The 16,220-nt window shown below is 60.2% G+C and carries 9 protein-coding genes and 1 riboswitch; of the genes, 5 read left to right on the forward strand and 4 right to left on the reverse strand.

Going from position 1 to position 16,220, the window contains the following annotated elements:
- The first annotated feature begins 282 nt into the window (after positions 1-282).
- A riboswitch (cobalamin riboswitch) is annotated at positions 283-505 on the forward strand.
- Positions 506-625: 120 nt separating this feature from the next.
- From EIY71_RS16775 to cobM, 4 genes are all read left to right on the forward strand, one after another.
- A complete protein-coding gene (locus tag EIY71_RS16775; RefSeq protein WP_007959524.1) occupies positions 626-823 on the forward strand; it encodes a CbtB domain-containing protein in 198 nt (65 codons plus the stop codon).
- A gap of 11 nt (positions 824-834) precedes the next feature.
- Entirely contained in the window at positions 835-1,536 is a 702-nt protein-coding gene (locus EIY71_RS16780; RefSeq protein ID WP_085745496.1) for a CbtA family protein, read from the forward strand.
- Positions 1,533-1,946, forward strand: a complete 414-nt coding sequence (locus EIY71_RS16785; RefSeq protein ID WP_085745495.1) for a cobalamin biosynthesis protein — start codon at positions 1,533-1,535, stop codon at positions 1,944-1,946. Before EIY71_RS16780 ends, EIY71_RS16785 begins: the two co-directional genes overlap by 4 nt.
- Before the next feature lie 91 nt (positions 1,947-2,037).
- The gene (cobM, locus tag EIY71_RS16790) at positions 2,038-2,784 is read left to right on the forward strand and encodes a precorrin-4 C(11)-methyltransferase (protein WP_085745494.1); all 747 of its coding nucleotides are present in this window, start codon (positions 2,038-2,040) and stop codon (positions 2,782-2,784) included.
- A 118-nt stretch (positions 2,785-2,902) separates the two neighbouring features.
- Here the strand turns inward: cobM and nfuA are convergent, their stop codons facing one another.
- The 3 genes from nfuA to EIY71_RS16805 all read right to left on the reverse strand — a co-directional run bounded on the left by nfuA (position 2,903) and on the right by EIY71_RS16805 (position 6,934).
- Positions 2,903-3,487 carry a Fe-S biogenesis protein NfuA gene (gene nfuA, locus EIY71_RS16795; RefSeq protein WP_007959519.1) on the reverse strand — a complete coding sequence of 195 codons (585 nt, stop codon included), beginning with the start codon at positions 3,485-3,487 and terminating at the stop codon, positions 2,903-2,905.
- A 91-nt stretch (positions 3,488-3,578) separates the two neighbouring features.
- Complete coding sequence (locus EIY71_RS16800; RefSeq protein ID WP_134022360.1) at positions 3,579-4,580, reverse strand: acyltransferase; 1,002 nt, start codon at positions 4,578-4,580, stop codon at positions 3,579-3,581.
- Between the two features lie 59 nt (positions 4,581-4,639).
- The gene (locus EIY71_RS16805; protein ID WP_134022362.1) at positions 4,640-6,934 is read right to left on the reverse strand and encodes a fatty acid cis/trans isomerase; all 2,295 of its coding nucleotides are present in this window, start codon (positions 6,932-6,934) and stop codon (positions 4,640-4,642) included.
- Between the two features lie 158 nt (positions 6,935-7,092).
- Here EIY71_RS16805 and metH point away from each other — a divergent pair, with 158 nt between their 5' ends.
- Positions 7,093-10,803 (forward strand): methionine synthase, encoded by a 3,711-nt coding sequence (gene metH, locus EIY71_RS16810; protein WP_134022364.1) that lies wholly within the window; start codon positions 7,093-7,095, stop codon positions 10,801-10,803.
- 64 nt (positions 10,804-10,867) lie between these two features.
- Here metH and EIY71_RS16815 read toward each other — a convergent pair whose 3' ends face one another.
- Positions 10,868-16,123 carry a leucine-rich repeat domain-containing protein gene (locus EIY71_RS16815; RefSeq protein WP_134022366.1) on the reverse strand — a complete coding sequence of 1,752 codons (5,256 nt, stop codon included), beginning with the start codon at positions 16,121-16,123 and terminating at the stop codon, positions 10,868-10,870.
- Positions 16,124-16,220 lie beyond the last annotated feature (97 nt).

Below are 16,220 nucleotides of genomic sequence, written 5' to 3' on the forward strand. Positions count from 1 at the left end.
GGGGGTGGGAGCGCAGCGACCGTTTGGCGAAGCCAAACACATCGAGAGGAGGTGCAGCGAAGCAAACCGTAGGCGATGCCCCCGGATCAATCCCGGAGCGAAGGAACCCGAGCCACAGCGAGGGCCGAACGTCAGGGTAAAGCCTTTTTGGTTACTTTTTCGGCGTTTGGAAAAAGTGACCCGCCGTAAGGGCGGAACCCTAAGCAGCCATAACCGCAGCAACGGATCTGCCCCCAATCCCAATCCCAATCCCAATTGACTCAAATCCCCCGCGCATGGTCTCCTACACAACTTGTTACGGGTGCCCTTCACAGGGTGAAACGGGAAACCGGTGAATCATGTGCTTTACTCTAAAGCCATGTCAGTCCGGTGCTGCCCCCGCAACGGTAAGCGAGCGAAGCGTCAGATCCACTGTGCCCACAGGCATGGGAAGGTGACGCTTGCAGGTCGGCCAGACGCCAACCCCTCGTGAGCCCGGAGACCGGCCCGCAACACACAGTGCGCGTCTTGCGTTACTGAACATAACAAACCCGCGGTGGGCGGGCGCTGTTCGAACCTCTGCGTGCCCGGCCGCAGGGGTTTTCATGCGCTCTATTCACCCGCTGACACTCCAGAGGGAAGCGCCATGTCGATCATCAGCAGCACCGGCAGCAATTCGGACAAGATCTCCAGCACCACCACCCTGAGCCAACGCCTGACCGCCGCCGTCTGCGCGTCGATTCTCGGCGCGTGCCTTGTGTATTTCGCCGGTTTCTCGCACATCGAAGCGGTGCACAACGCCGCGCACGATACCCGCCACAGCGCCGCGTTTCCGTGCCACTGAGACCTGACGACATGATCAAGCGTATTGCGCAGACCGCAGGTTTCACCGGCCTTCTGGCCGCCCTGCTCCTGACGTTGCTGCAAAGCTTCTGGGTTTCGCCGCTGATTTTGCAGGCCGAGACCTTCGAGAAAGCCGAACCGGTTGCCGAAGTTCACGAACACGCCGCCGGCACCGCCGCCCACACCCACGATGCCGAAGCCTGGGAGCCTGAAGACGGCTGGCAGCGCGTGGTCTCCACCACCGGCGGCAATCTGGTGGTTGCCGTGGGTTTCGCCCTGATGCTGGCGGGCCTGTACACCCTGCGTGCGCCGACCAGGACTTCGCAAGGCCTGCTCTGGGGCCTGGCCGGTTACGCGACCTTCGTGCTCGCCCCGACCATGGGCCTGCCACCTGAGCTGCCGGGCACTGCCGCTGCGGATCTGGCCTCGCGGCAGATGTGGTGGATCGGCACTGCGGCCTCCACCGCTGTCGGCCTGGCCTTGATCGCGTTCAGCCGTAACTGGCTGATGAAGATCCTCGGCGTGGCGATCCTTGCCGTGCCGCACGTGATCGGCGCGCCGCAACCGGAAGTGCATTCGATGCTCGCCCCGGAAGCCCTCGAAGCCCAGTTCAAAATCGCTTCGCAGCTGACCAACGTCGCGTTCTGGCTGGCCCTGGGCCTGATCAGCGCCTGGTTGTTCCGCCGCAAAAGCGAAGGTCAGTACCACGCATGACCAATGACAGCGCAGCGCCGACCTTCGTGGTCGGCCTGGGCTGCCAGCGCGGCTGCCCGGCCAGCACGCTGCGTGCATTGCTTGATCAGGCGTTGCAGGCGCATCGAATTGATCTTGAGAAGGTCAAGGCGCTCGCCAGCATCGACCTCAAGCGCGATGAACCCGGTTTGCAGGAACTCGCCGCCCAACTGGCGCTGCCGTTGCTGTATTTCAGCAGCGAGGAACTGGCCAGTTATCAGCAACGTTTGAGTCACCATTCGCAGATCGCCTTCGAACGCACCGGTTGCTACGGCGTAGCGGAAAGTGCTGCTCTGGCGCTCGCCGAACAGTTGATCAGCGGCCCGGCAAAACTGCTGATTTCCCGGCAAAAGTACGCTCAGGCAACTCTGGCATTGGCCGGCGCGGCTTAAAATCCCGATAATCCCCGCTTTCGATCATGAGCATTCTTCATCTGAAAGGCTTGTGAAGCACCGCCCTGCCCCTTTTCTACAGGATCCAACGATGACCGTTTACTTCATCGGCGCCGGCCCCGGCGACCCGGAATTGATCACTGTCAAAGGCCAGCGGCTGATCCGCAGTTGCCCGGTGATCATCTACGCAGGTTCGCTGGTGCCGACGGCGGTGCTGGAAGGTCATTGCGCTGAAACCCTGGTCAACAGCGCCGAGCTGCACCTGGAACAGATCATCGACCTGATCAAGACCGCCCATGCCAAGGGCCAGGACGTGGCGCGGGTGCATTCGGGGGATCCGAGCCTGTATGGCGCCATTGGCGAGCAGATTCGTTATTTGCGCGAGCTGGATATTCCGTTCGAGATCATTCCCGGCGTGACCGCCACCGCCGCGTGCGCCGCGCTGTTGGGCGCAGAACTGACCCTGCCGGACATCTCGCAAAGCGTGATTCTGACCCGTTATGCGGACAAGACCGCGATGCCTGTCGGTGAAGAGCTCGGCAATCTGGCGCAGCACGGGGCGACCATGGCGATTCATCTGGGGGTCAATCATCTGGAGAAGATCCTGGCTGAGCTGCTGCCGCATTACGGCGCGGATTGCCCGATCGCGGTGATTCACCGGGCGACGTGGCCGGATCAGGACTGGGTGGTCGGGACGCTGGAGGATATTGCCGGCAAGGTGGCGGCCAAGGGGTTTCGGCGTACGGCGTTGATTCTGGTTGGGCGGGTGTTGGGTAGCGATCACTTTAGCGAGTCGTCGCTGTATCGCGCGGGGCATGCGCACCTGTACAGACCGTGAATGGGACGCGGAGCGTCCACGGCTGCATTCCCACGCAGAGCGTGGGAACGATCAATTGAATCTCACGCATAAAAAACGGCGCTCACGGGGCGCCGTTTTTCATGCCGCAGCGAACACCTTAGTAGTAGGCGTTTTCTTTCTGCGTGTGGTCGGTCACGTCGCGAACGCCCTTGAGCTCCGGGATGCGCTCGAGCAGGGTGCGCTCGATGCCTTCCTTCAGGGTCACGTCCGCCTGGCCGCAGCCCTGGCAACCGCCGCCGAACTGCAGCACGGCAATGCCGTCTTCAACCACATCGATCAGGCTGACCTGACCGCCGTGGCTGGCCAGCCCCGGGTTGATTTCGGTTTGCAGGTAGTAGTTGATGCGCTCGTTGATCGGGCTGTCGGCGTTGACCATCGGGACTTTGGCGTTTGGCGCCTTGATGGTCAGCTGGCCGCCCATGCGGTCGGTGGCGTAGTCGACGACGGCATCATCGAGGAACGCTTCGCTGAACGAGTCGATGTAAGCGGTGAAGCTTTTCAGCCCCAGCGCCGTGTCTTCAGGTTTCTCTTCGCCCGGCTTGCAGTAGGCAATGCAGGTTTCGGCGTACTGGGTGCCAGGCTGGGTGATGAAAACGCGGATGCCGATGCCCGGGGTGTTCTGCTTGGAGAGCAGATCGGCCAGGTAATCATGGGCGGCGTCGGTAATGGTAATAGCGGTCATGGAGACTCCTCGCAGGCTTGAGGCGGAGTTTACGCCAATCGGCGCGCGGCACAAAGTCCTAGTATTTACGTAGGAATAGTTCGCAAATCGGCTAGGTGCCAGGTTCACCGTCAATCCGCGCTTTAAGCCATTGATAACTGCGTTTTTCCACCCATTCGTAGCTCAGCCACGAACCGATAGCGATGGCCAGCGCACAGACGACAAACATCAAATACGGGTTGATCCCATAGCGTCGGGCCAGATAACCGCCGGCCGACAACACCAGCACATGCATCAGATACACCGAGTACGAACAGTCGCCCAGCAGCTTGAGCAGCCTGTTGCGCTCGACATGCCGCTCCAGCGCCATACTGGCCATGACCAGCACCGCACTGGGCACGCCCCAGTTCAGCAATCGGGGTTCCGGCGGCAGGTGATAGATCGCCAGCAACGCCGCCCCAATCCCCAGCAACGGCAGCCACAGCGCCGGCCCGATCCAGCCGCGCCGGTAAAGCATGCCGATGCCGATCCCCAGCAGGAACTCATAAACGATGTCCGAGCGATAAAACTCGCTGACCCAGCCAAACCCGGTCCAGGCCTGACACACCGCAAACAGCAGCGCCGCAACCACCAGCAAACGTACTTGCAGCCGGAACAGCAGCGCCCAGGCGAACAGCACGTAGAACAGCATTTCGTAATTCAGGGTCCAGCCGACATTCAGGGTCGGATAGATCCCGTAGCCGCCGGGGTTTTCGGTCGGGATAAACAGCAACGACAGCAGCAAATGACTCCAGTCCACCGTCTGATCCGGCAGCAACGGCCGGGCAAACACCACCAGCAACGCCATCAGCACCGTGTAGAGCCAATACGCCGGGACAATACGGAACATTCGATACAACAGAAACCGCGCCGGCGGCAGTGCCTTGCCTTCGGTGGACAGGAAAATCACCAGCCCGCTGATCACGAAAAAGATATCGACGCCCACGGCGCCCTTGTCGATGAACAGCTGCCCTATTGGCCCGCGCGCCTCGAAGTCGAAGAAAATCTGCATGAAGTGATGGCAGACCACCGCCCACGCGGCGAGCGCTCGCAGGGCCTGCACTGAAATCAACATCGATGGCGCTCCCGATCCCGTACTTCACAGGATTGGGACAACCGCCATCGCTCAAACGATCAAAGATTCTCGTACCGGTTCATATCCAGCACGCCCTCTTCCACCGGGTCGGTTTCGTGGATGTACTGGCTCAGGTCATGGAAATAGAACCAGAACTGCGGATGGCTGCGGCGGATACCCCAACGTTCGACGATTTTCTCGAACTGCGCCGCGTCCCTTGCACTTTCCATGGCGTCGACAAACGCCGGCACCTGATCCGCCGGGATGTTGAACATGAAATTCGGGTAGCTGCTGAGCACGCCCGGATAAATCGTCAGCGTGTCCAGCCCCGGCTGATAACGCAGGGATTCACCGAGCAGGAACGCCACGTTGCTGTGGGCGCGGTTGCGCAGCAGGCTGTAGACCTCGCGTTTGCCGCTGCGGGTTTCGACCCGCAGCATCGTCGCTTCCGGCAATTGATCGATCACTTTCAGGCCCGCTGCCGGACGCGAGGTCAGGCGACTCAGCGCCTGCTCGGCGTTCTGCAGGGCCGGGTCGATGTTCGGGCGCGAGCAATAGGCGTCTTCGCAGCGGTTGATCGGATCCGGACGCGCGTTGAGATCGCCGTAGCGCGCCAGCAATTGCATGGCGAAATCGCGTTTCGGGTCTTTCTCGTCGAGTTTCAACGCAGTCGGCTTGTCGTCGTCGATGGCTTCGTAATCGAGCCACATCTTGAACTGGCCGCTGCTCTGGTACCAATCGTCGAGGTAACCCTCGCGGGAATCGGCAGGCATCAGACGCAGGAAATTCTGCTCGGCGCCGTTGCGGATCAGGTCGAAATACAAGCGCGTTTGCGCCTGATGGGAGACGTTGCCGAACACATCGAAATTCACTGCCAACTGGTAATAGGTGCGCTCCAGCAGAGGGTAGTCGAACAGCCACATTGTCTGTGGCACCTCGCCGATCAGGCCTTTGGTCACTGAGGCGCTGTCGAAGTGGCGGAAGATGCTGAGCAAGGCGTTGTCGTTGCCGGCCCAGAGGGTCGACCAGCTCGGCGCCGGCAGGTCGGCGTAGCTGTCACGGCGCAGGGCTTCGTATTTGTTTCGCTTGTTGCGGTAGTTGTGCCACAGGCTCAGGACACTGCCGACGTCGTCGTTCTGCCCCGGCATCGCCAGCAACGGCGTGGCCTGGCCCCGATAGTTCGGGTCGGTGATGTACAGATCATGTTCCGGCGCCTGAAACAGCGCCCAGAAGTTGTCGCGGATCACGTCGGTCGCGATCTGTCCACGGCACACCGGGCCGCGAATGAAGGTGCGCACGAAGTATTCGGCGTTATCGAGCATGAACTGATAACGCGCCTGCGCCGGGATCGCCTCGAAGGTCGCGAACGGGTTGGCCCGGCTCTGCGGCCCGTAGCCCGGCAAGGCATTGACCTGCCAGTTGCCGTTGTAGAACAGGCTTTTGACCCGCGCCATCTTCGCCGCGCTCAGCGGATAGGTGATGTGGGTCTTGTGCACGATCACGCCCTGCACCGGCCACAGGCGGTAATACACCTGGGTGCCCGGATCGTCGTTCGGGCGACGCGTGGCGATCAGATCGATCGGCTGGCCGGTCGGTGTGCGCGAACGCACCCACTGGAAGTAATGCCCCGGCTCGCCGTCCTTGAAATAGATGTGCGCCAGGAACCAGTGCTCGTACAGCCAGCGCCCGACCAGACTTTCCCGTGCGCCGGGCTGGTTGAGCAGGTTTTCCCACTGGACGATCTGCATCGCTTCCTTGGTGCTCGGCGCCAGACCTTGCTCGTCGATAGGGGCGCCGGACGCCAGCCAGCGTTGCAGCGTCTGGTATTGCTGATCGGTCAGGCCGGTCACCGCCAGCGGCATGCCCTCTTTCGGGTGGGCGCCGGCATAGCCGTCGAATTCGGCGGGCATCGCGCACAGGTTCTCGCGGTTGAGGCCCAGCACGATGTCTTCCGGCAGTTTGGCGTTGGGGGTCAGCGGCGTTTTGTGTCCCAGTTCCAGCATGCGCGCCATCAGTGCGGCCTGACTGCCTTGGGCGTCGAGCACCGAATAGAAGTCTTTCTGCTGCCAGGCGCGTTTGCCGAAGGCGTCATAGAACAACCGGGTGGTCGGTGCCGCCTGGGTGCGTTCGCCATCGTAGACCGGCATCTTGCTCGCGCCACGGGCCGCGCCTTCGCCGCTGCCCAGGTTCAACTGACAGGCAGAGTCGTAGCACGCATGGCAGGCCACGCACTTCTCGGTGAAGATCGGCTGGATGTCTCGGGTGTAGGAGATAGAAGAAGAAATAGCGGGACTCTGCGCCGCCGCGCCAAAGCTTAAAAACAGCAATGCAATGCTGATGACGCGGTACGACATGTCCCTGATCCTGATCCTGAAGAAAAACGCCGCGATTCTACCGTTATGACGCCCGCACCAACATGAGCGATATTCATGCAAAAGCGCCACATGCTCTAAATCGGCACAGGTTTGTTATGATCCCGCTCCTTCGTCATGGTCTTTTTCGAGTAGTCCCAATGTCCGATCGCAGCGTCCGCCTTCAAGCTCTCAAGCAAGCTCTCAAAGAGCGCATCCTGATTCTCGACGGCGGCATGGGCACGATGATCCAGAGCTACAAGCTCGAAGAGCAGGATTATCGCGGCAAACGCTTCGCCGACTGGCCGAGCGACGTCAAGGGCAATAACGACCTGCTGGTCATTACCCGTCCTGACGTGATCGGCGGTATCGAGAAAGCCTACCTGGATGCCGGCGCCGACATCCTCGAGACCAACACCTTCAACGCCACCCGCATTTCCATGGCTGACTACGGCATGGAAGAACTGGCCTACGAACTCAACGTAGAAGGCGCACGACTGGCGCGCAAGGTCGCTGATGCCAAGACCGCCGAGAACCCGGACAAGCCGCGTTTCGTCGCCGGCGTGCTCGGCCCGACCAGCCGCACCTGCTCGCTGTCGCCGGACGTCAACAACCCGGGCTATCGCAACGTCACCTTCGATGAGCTGGTGGAAAACTACACCGAGGCCACCAAAGGCCTGATCGAGGGCGGCGCGGACCTGATCCTGATCGAAACCATCTTCGACACCCTCAACGCCAAAGCCGCGATCTTCGCCGTGCAAGGCGTGTTCGAAGAACTGGGCTTCGAGTTGCCGATCATGATCTCCGGCACCATCACCGACGCCTCCGGCCGGACCCTGTCGGGCCAGACCACCGAAGCGTTCTGGAACTCCGTGGCCCACGCCAAGCCGATTTCGGTGGGCCTGAACTGCGCCCTCGGCGCCCGCGAACTGCGTCCGTACCTGGAAGAGCTGTCGGACAAGGCCAGCACCCACGTTTCGGCGCACCCGAACGCCGGCCTGCCGAACGAATTCGGCGAGTACGACGAGCTGCCGGTGGACACCGCCAAAGTCATCGAAGAATTCGCCCAGAGCGGTTTCCTCAACATCGTCGGCGGTTGCTGCGGCACCACGCCAGGCCACATCGAAGCCATCGCCAAAGCCGTCGCCGGTTATGCGCCACGGCAGATTCCGGACATTCCCAAGGCCTGCCGCCTGTCGGGTCTGGAACCGTTCACCATTGATCGCAGCTCATTGTTCGTCAACGTCGGCGAGCGGACCAACATCACCGGCTCCGCGAAATTCGCCCGCCTGATCCGTGAAGACAACTACACCGAAGCCCTGGAAGTCGCCCTGCAACAGGTCGAGGCCGGCGCCCAGGTGATCGACATCAACATGGACGAAGGGATGCTCGATTCGAAGAAGGCCATGGTGACCTTCCTCAATCTGATTGCCGGCGAACCGGACATCTCCCGCGTACCGATCATGATCGACTCCTCGAAGTGGGAAGTGATCGAAGCCGGCCTCAAGTGCATTCAGGGCAAGGGCATCGTCAACTCGATCAGCATGAAAGAAGGCGTCGAGCAGTTCATCCACCACGCCAAACTGTGCAAGCGCTACGGCGCCGCCGTGGTGGTGATGGCGTTCGACGAAGTCGGCCAGGCCGATACCGAAGCGCGCAAGAAAGAAATCTGCAAACGCTCCTACGACATTCTGGTCAACGAAGTCGGCTTCCCGCCGGAAGACATCATCTTCGACCCAAACATCTTCGCCGTGGCCACCGGCATTGAAGAACACAACAACTACGCTGTGGACTTCATCAACGCCTGTGCCTACATCCGTGACGAACTGCCGTATGCCCTGAGCTCCGGCGGTGTGTCCAACGTGTCGTTCTCGTTCCGTGGCAACAACCCGGTGCGCGAGGCGATTCACTCGGTATTCCTGCTTTACGCGATCCGCGCCGGTCTGACGATGGGCATCGTCAACGCCGGTCAGCTGGAGATCTACGACCAGATCCCGCAGGAACTGCGCGACGCCGTTGAAGACGTGATCCTCAACCGCACGCCGGAAGGCACCGACGCCCTCCTCGCCATCGCCGACAAGTACAAGGGCGACGGCAGCGTCAAGGAAGCCGAGACCGAAGAATGGCGCAGCTGGGACGTCAACAAACGTCTGGAGCATGCGCTGGTCAAGGGCATCACCACCCACATCGTCGAAGACACCGAAGAATCCCGTCAGTCGTTCGCCCGCCCGATCGAAGTGATCGAAGGCCCGCTGATGTCCGGCATGAACATCGTCGGCGACCTGTTCGGCGCCGGCAAAATGTTCCTGCCACAGGTGGTGAAATCCGCCCGTGTGATGAAACAGGCCGTGGCCCACCTGATCCCGTTCATCGAACTGGAAAAAGGCGACAAGCCGGAAGCCAAGGGCAAGATCCTGATGGCTACGGTAAAAGGCGACGTGCACGACATCGGCAAGAACATCGTCGGCGTGGTGCTGGGTTGCAACGGCTATGACATCGTCGACCTCGGCGTGATGGTGCCGGCCGAGAAGATCCTGCAGGTGGCCAAGGAGCAGAAATGCGACATCATCGGCCTGTCCGGCCTGATCACTCCGTCGCTGGATGAAATGGTCCACGTGGCCCGCGAGATGCAGCGCCAGGACTTCCACCTGCCGTTGATGATCGGCGGCGCGACCACCTCCAAAGCGCACACGGCGGTGAAGATCGAGCCGAAGTACAGCAACGACGCGGTGGTCTACGTGACCGACGCCTCCCGCGCCGTGGGCGTGGCGACACAGCTGCTGTCCAAGGAACTGAAAGCCGGTTTCGTCCAGAAGACTCGCGAAGAGTACATCGACGTCCGCGAACGCACCGCCAACCGCAGCGCCCGTACCGAACGCCTGAGCTACGCCGCCGCGATCGCGAAAAAACCGCAGTTCGACTGGGCCACCTACACCCCGGTCAAGCCGACTTTCACCGGCACCCGCGTGCTGGACAACATCGACCTCAACGTACTGGCCGAATACATCGACTGGACGCCGTTCTTCATCTCCTGGGATCTGGCCGGCAAGTTCCCGCGCATCCTTGAAGACGAAGTGGTCGGTGAAGCGGCAACCTCGCTGTACAAGGACGCCCGCGAGATGCTGACCAAGCTGATCGATGAGAAGCTGATCAGCGCCCGTGCGGTGTTCGGCTTCTGGCCGGCCAATCAGGTGCATGACGACGATATCGAGCTGTACGGCGATGACGGCAAGCCAATGGCGCGCCTGCATCACCTGCGTCAGCAGATCATCAAGACCGACGGCAAACCGAACTTCTCGCTGGCCGACTTCGTCGCGCCGAAGGACAGCGAAGTGACCGACTACGTCGGTGGTTTCATCACCACCGCTGGCATCGGTGCCGAAGAAGTGGCCAAGGCTTATCAGGACGCTGGCGACGATTACAACTCGATCATGGTCAAGGCTCTTGCAGACCGTCTCGCCGAGGCGTGCGCCGAGTGGTTGCACCAGCAGGTGCGTAAAGAGCACTGGGGCTACGCCAAGGATGAAGTCCTCGACAACGAGGCGCTGATCAAAGAGCAGTATTCCGGCATCCGCCCTGCCCCTGGCTACCCGGCGTGCCCGGATCACACCGAGAAGGCCACGCTGTTCGCCCTGCTCGACCCCGAGGCCCAGGAAATGCGCGCCGGTCGCAGCGGCGTGTTCCTCACCGAGCACTACGCGATGTTCCCGGCGGCAGCTGTCAGCGGCTGGTACTTCGCCCATCCGCAGGCGCAGTATTTTGCCGTGGGCAAAATCGACAAGGATCAGGTGCAGAGCTACACCTCGCGCAAAGGCCAGGAACTGAGCCTGACCGAACGCTGGCTGGCGCCGAACCTCGGCTACGACAACTGATTGACGCAATAAAGCCCCTGTCTCGGATGCACTGAGACAGGGGCTCGACTCCGCGGCGCTCGGGTTACCCGACTTCCTCCCCTGGTTCGGACTCGCTGCCGGACCAGTCAACAAACTGATCGAATTCGGTATCGGTTAGCCAGAAATCGAGCGTTTTTCGCTTGATACCCAAAACCTGCTCACCACCCACTCTGTCGAGATGAGCCCTGAGTCGAATCAGACTGTCCGTCATCAAGGACCGCCAGTTCGGCGACATTCGCGTACCCGCCAACAAAGCGTCGTGGTTTCCGTCGAACGCCCTTTGCGGAATCTCTCTTATCGGGTTGTCCTCCAGGTTCAGCGACTGCAGGCGCTCAGCCTGCAACACACCTTCCGGCCACTCGCGCAAGTCATTGCCATTCAAATGAAGGACTTCCAGTGTTGCGCTAACGGGCCCGTTGAACTGCCTCATATGATTGAAGCTCAACTCCAGCCAGCGCAACGCCGGTAATTGCTCGGCTGTAACTCCATTGAAAACCGTCAGACGGTTGTAGTTCAGCTTCAGCCATTTGAGCCGCGGCATGGGGCCCAATGCGTCGACAACAGCCGGAAAATCGTTGAACCGGTTACCGATGAGCCCCAGTTCTTCCAGTCGCTCCATGCCAGCAATGACCGACGGCACTGTACTCAACTCGTTGAGACCAAGATCCAGCCAGCGTACCTGGGAAAAAGCCTGAAGAAACTCATGAACGTCTGCTCCGCTCAAACCGAGCCCCCTCAGGCTAAGCCCTTCCACGTGTGCAAACTCTGGAGACAGTCGAGGCAGTGTTCCCAATCTGGAGATATTGGCCAGATCCAGCGTTCGATCGCTACGCGCCGACGCCCCCAGCAGCCCCTTCCTCCAGCACTCCATGATTCTGAGCGAGGCCTCCCGGCGACCCTGTGACGTCGACCAGTGCCCTCCAAAAAGTGTGTTTCCTGATCGACGCGTAAAGATCCAGCCATTGAGCTGGCGTGTCATTGACTCCAATCTCTGATTCCAGTCTTCGATCCGCGCATTAACCTGTTCGACGCTTGCGTCCTGCAATAAACCCTCGACCACTTCCTCGGCCTTTTCTTCGGTCAGGGATGGATGCACCCTGCGCAAACGCCGGGTAAACGCCGGAACATGATCCGTGAATGGTATTGGCGCGGGTATACGCAGCAACCGGCCAGCCACCAGAGTGCCGTTCTCTAGCGGCCGACTGTCCTGCTCGGGCACATCTTCGAGCATGAATTGCGCCAGCGACCCCTGCGGCAGATCCAGCGCCAGTTCGCATCGCTGCTGCGCGACACGCAACTGCAAGCGTGCGTCATCGGTCAGTGGCGTCCCTGTCAGATTCATGTTCAGCACCCACTCATCGCGGGCCAGGGCCTGCCGTGGAATGTCGGAAATCAACGTATTACTCAGGTCCAGCCATCTCAGGTTGCGCAGATTGTCAGCGCCGAGCGGCCATTCCTGAAGACGCGTCCCCTTCAAATTGAGCAATTCGAGACGCCACATCCCGGTGACATCCAGGCGACTCACGGGATTGTCGGAAAGGTCCAGCTCAAGCAGCCGTGCAGAGCACTCCCGAGGGATCGGGTTGGTGACCAGGTGGTTGCCACTGAGGTCGAGGAATTCAAGTTCGGGAAAATTGCGCAGGAATCCGCGCATCTGTCCGAGGGTGGCGTGGGGCGCTTGAAGTCGCATCACCGTGACATGGGAGAAATCCGCCGAGAAACCAGGCAATGCTTCATCAGTGGCCAGATCCAGGTGGCGCAACGTCGGGTTTTCTTCGGCGAATGGCCTTTTTCGCCAGCACCTTTTGAGGCGGGTCGCGATCCGGTCTTTTTGCGCCCGGTTCGGTCCGGTATTGGCCCAATGGTCCAGGGTTTGTTCAAGCTCAAGCCATTGATGCCTCAGATCCTCCAGCAATTGAAGAATGTGCGCATCGCTTTTGCCTGTCCGAATCATCTTCAGGAGCACGCCGTTGGCCCTGGAAATGCTCAGATCCGGATAAAGGCTTAGCAATCTCACGACCAGCGAAGGATTCAGACCGGAGAGCCCGACCGCTCCTTCGCCGCTCGCGTAGTAGCCCACCAGATGCTCTCTGATCCGCTGCGGTGGCTTGAACTTGAGTGTCCTGCGGCCGTGCAGCGCTAGCATCGTGGCCGTATCGCCGGCATGCTCCATAGCGTAAGCAGTGATGGCTCGCTGAAGATCACTCCCGCGGGCGGCTTCAGACAAGCCGAGGGCCTTTCGAAAGGGCTCGGGCAGCAGGCGCAAGACCGAAGCGTAAAAACCGTTTCCCGAGACCGGCAGCTCATTGAGCGCGACACCTTGTTCATTGAATGCCTGATAGACCGGCCCCTTCTTGACCACGCTGCCTCGCACAGTCGCGGTTTCGCGACCGATGGAATCGATCTGTCTGCCATCGACGCGGCCCTCACGGATATCGAGATGCATATCAGCGGACCAACCAGGCAACTTGCTCAAAGTGTGCAGGGCAAGACGACGTGTGTCAGCCGACATCATGTGCTCCATGTGCAGCCCGGCAAGCGCGCGAACCAGTCGACCGCGCCGTGCATACCATCGCGCCTCCTCAAGCATTGCTTCCGGCATGCGTCCGGTGCTGTACAAAATCGCCATGTCGTCAGCGTTGGCGTGGCGAAGAATCTCTTGCGCCGCGGCGTCGCTGAGTCCGGCGTAAGCGCGCTGCAACCTGTCAACCATGGGATCCGCGATGGCACTTTGCTGGAACAGGCTTTCGAACAGCGTCGGACGATTCGCCCGGGCGTAATCGGCCAGCAGATCCCGAAAAGCCTGAGGTCGCCATACCCGGTCACCCGCCTCCTTGTCACCGAATAACGCGGATATCTCGGACTCATCGAGGGCAGACAGGATTCTGGCGGGTAACTCACCATTGAGCACATGGCTGCGGCTCAGCCGGATCGGCGTTTTATTCGCCATCTCCGCCAATGGATGTTCCGAACCATAGCGGGTGGAAGGCCCGGTAAAGTCTGGGGTGTCATAGACCTTCAAAGTGCGCCTGACAGGCCAGCCCGGCAGTTCGATGATCAAGGGCAAGGCGTGTAAATAGCGATGATCGATGTCCAGATCGCCTGCCAATTGCTCGATGACTTGCACAACACCACGATCAGTATCGAACAGTCGCAAGGCATCCATGAGTTCCGGAGGCGGCGAAAGGTTATCCATGTGCATCTTGCGTAACGCGTTGTCGCTGACCCCGCTGATCTCACCGATCGTGAGAAGTTGTTCGTCTGTATACGCTTCAGTGATGTGTCCGATGCGCCGCAACAAGGTCTGCCGACTCCATTTCAGCGGGTTCTCGAGCGTATGGCGCCACGCTCCCGCCGCGTTGTGAGTCAGGACAGGCTGGTACGCATGCGGATTGTCGGGGTGCCTGATACACCAGCGCCCCAGCGCCCGGTCATACACCTGCTCATAGGTCTTGCCCTCGATCCGAATGAAGTGTCTGCCCTGTATCTCGTAACGCCCCAGCGCATCGGGCCGGACACCTGGATCGATGCGGACCGTGCTTTCATATCCTCCGAGATCGGACTTTCTCAATCGCGCATGGCCATCAGGACGCGTGACGGGATGCAGATCCTCGATAACCGGGGCAGCATCGACCGGCTTCAGTCGGGTCACCCCCTTCGTCACGCCCCCCATCAACGCGATCAACGCCAGATTGCTCGCAATGTCCACCAGATGCGCCGTGGCAGCATGCCGATCCCCTTCGCTCCACTCGATCACGCCCTCGATGGACTCTTCCAGAAGCTGGCAAGCCATGACCCCCATCATCACTTCGCCCAGCACGGGCACAAGCATCGAAACCGTGTTCAAGACGAGCATGCCGCTGTTCAGCAATTTCGCGAACAGTGCTTTGCGAGCATTCGCATCGACATCCTCCACGGGCACGGCGTAACTGCGTGCATCTTCAAGCAGTTGCTCGCGATGACGTTCGAACAGGTAATCCCACAGGTCGATGTTGTCATCCCAGAAGCGCTGCCCCTTGAACGGCATGTTGACCGGGGCGAGAAACGGGTCCTGGTTGACAACCTGTCTGATCGCGGGCGCGGGTGGCACCAGATCGACAAGTGGGTTTGGTAAAGGGCTCAGCCCGTTGATCCAGTCATTGATCCGGGCAAGATAAGACGTGACCCTGCTGCTGAACGAGGCATCCGGTGCATTGTCAGTGAACTGACTGAAGTAGTACGCACGGTCGGCATAGGCTACGAATCTGCTGAAAAATCGTTGATATTGCGTCGGCGAGCCGTCATCGGACGACGCGCTTTTCCGGGCCGTGAATCGCCGTTTGAGGGAGGCTTCCAGTTGCCAGGTCTTGTATCGCTTCAGGGGGTGATGCGGATCATCGGGAATGTACAGAATCAGTTCTTCAGGGTCCTCGAACCTCTCACTGATTGCGAACCACAGACAACCGGTCAGGCGACGCCTCATCAGGCTCATTTCACAGAACCAGATACGCCGGCCGCCCAGCAGGGGCTGGCGCTCCCCATCGAGGATTTCCTGGATCGATGCATGATCCGCAGGCTCGATATCTCCTTGCAGCAGTGCCTGCTCGGCGGCCGCACGCAAGGCTGCTCTGCGCGCCGTGGTGAATAGTTCACGCAGGGTTTGATGGGCTGGCTGATTTTCGGAATACAGATAATGCTTGAGGTATCGCTGGTACTGGCCGCCAATGTCCAGCGCGCGGCAGGCGACCATGAATTGCCGGACGGACATCGAAGTGCGCACAGCCTTGAAAGTCCCCGCCGGCAATCGGGCGAGAAATCCCGACCGCTTGTGAAACGCACCGCTCTCACATTCGGCCGCTTCGAAATTGTGCAGCGCGGCTTCCAGCAATGACATTTTCGACACCTCGAAGGTGCCGATCTCCGTGGACCATATTCCTGCATTGATCGGTTGAATCAGCTGCAAAAACGTGTCTTCGACATCCAGTTCGACATTGAAACGATCCTTGAGCATCGCGCACAGCAGGGTTTTGCCAAACGCATGGATGCCCTGCATGTCGGCCAACGCGTGGTCCAATCGTGTCTGGGCGCGAAAGCTCGCCGTAAAACTCTCGTTCAGAACATTGCGTTGTCCAGACGAGGCCTTCCGATACCAGTCCGGCAAAATGGCATTGGCGTTTCTCAACGACGCACGACGATGGGAAGCAGCCTCCGTCAGCCAGTCGGGAATGGATTGTTCGAGCATTGCTGCGTGAATGCTTTGGGTGACGTGCTGGCGTGAAGGCTTGACGCTGCTCGAATCCGGCTGAAAGGTTTCAGACATGCTCTCGTTCCTTGGAATGAAAGCATCAGAACACCATGCCAGGCGAACCGGACTGCGTTAGATAGTTATCGCGACGGGCGACGATTTGTTGCCATGG

The sequence above is a fragment of the Pseudomonas sp. CH235 genome (assembly GCF_004368175.1).
Classification (GTDB): domain Bacteria; phylum Pseudomonadota; class Gammaproteobacteria; order Pseudomonadales; family Pseudomonadaceae; genus Aquipseudomonas; species Aquipseudomonas paraglycinae.

Coding starts and splice junctions, on each gene's coding strand:
- EIY71_RS16775 (WP_007959524.1), top strand. CDS start 626: ATGTCGATCATCAGCAGCACCGGCAGCAATTCGGACAAGATCTCCAGC.
- EIY71_RS16780 (WP_085745496.1), top strand. CDS start 835: ATGATCAAGCGTATTGCGCAGACCGCAGGTTTCACCGGCCTTCTGGCC.
- EIY71_RS16785 (WP_085745495.1), top strand. CDS start 1,533: ATGACCAATGACAGCGCAGCGCCGACCTTCGTGGTCGGCCTGGGCTGC.
- cobM (WP_085745494.1), top strand. CDS start 2,038: ATGACCGTTTACTTCATCGGCGCCGGCCCCGGCGACCCGGAATTGATC.
- nfuA (WP_007959519.1), bottom strand. CDS start 3,487: ATGACCGCTATTACCATTACCGACGCCGCCCATGATTACCTGGCCGAT.
- EIY71_RS16800 (WP_134022360.1), bottom strand. CDS start 4,580: ATGTTGATTTCAGTGCAGGCCCTGCGAGCGCTCGCCGCGTGGGCGGTG.
- EIY71_RS16805 (WP_134022362.1), bottom strand. CDS start 6,934: ATGTCGTACCGCGTCATCAGCATTGCATTGCTGTTTTTAAGCTTTGGC.
- metH (WP_134022364.1), top strand. CDS start 7,093: ATGTCCGATCGCAGCGTCCGCCTTCAAGCTCTCAAGCAAGCTCTCAAA.
- EIY71_RS16815 (WP_134022366.1), bottom strand. CDS start 16,123: ATGTCTGAAACCTTTCAGCCGGATTCGAGCAGCGTCAAGCCTTCACGC.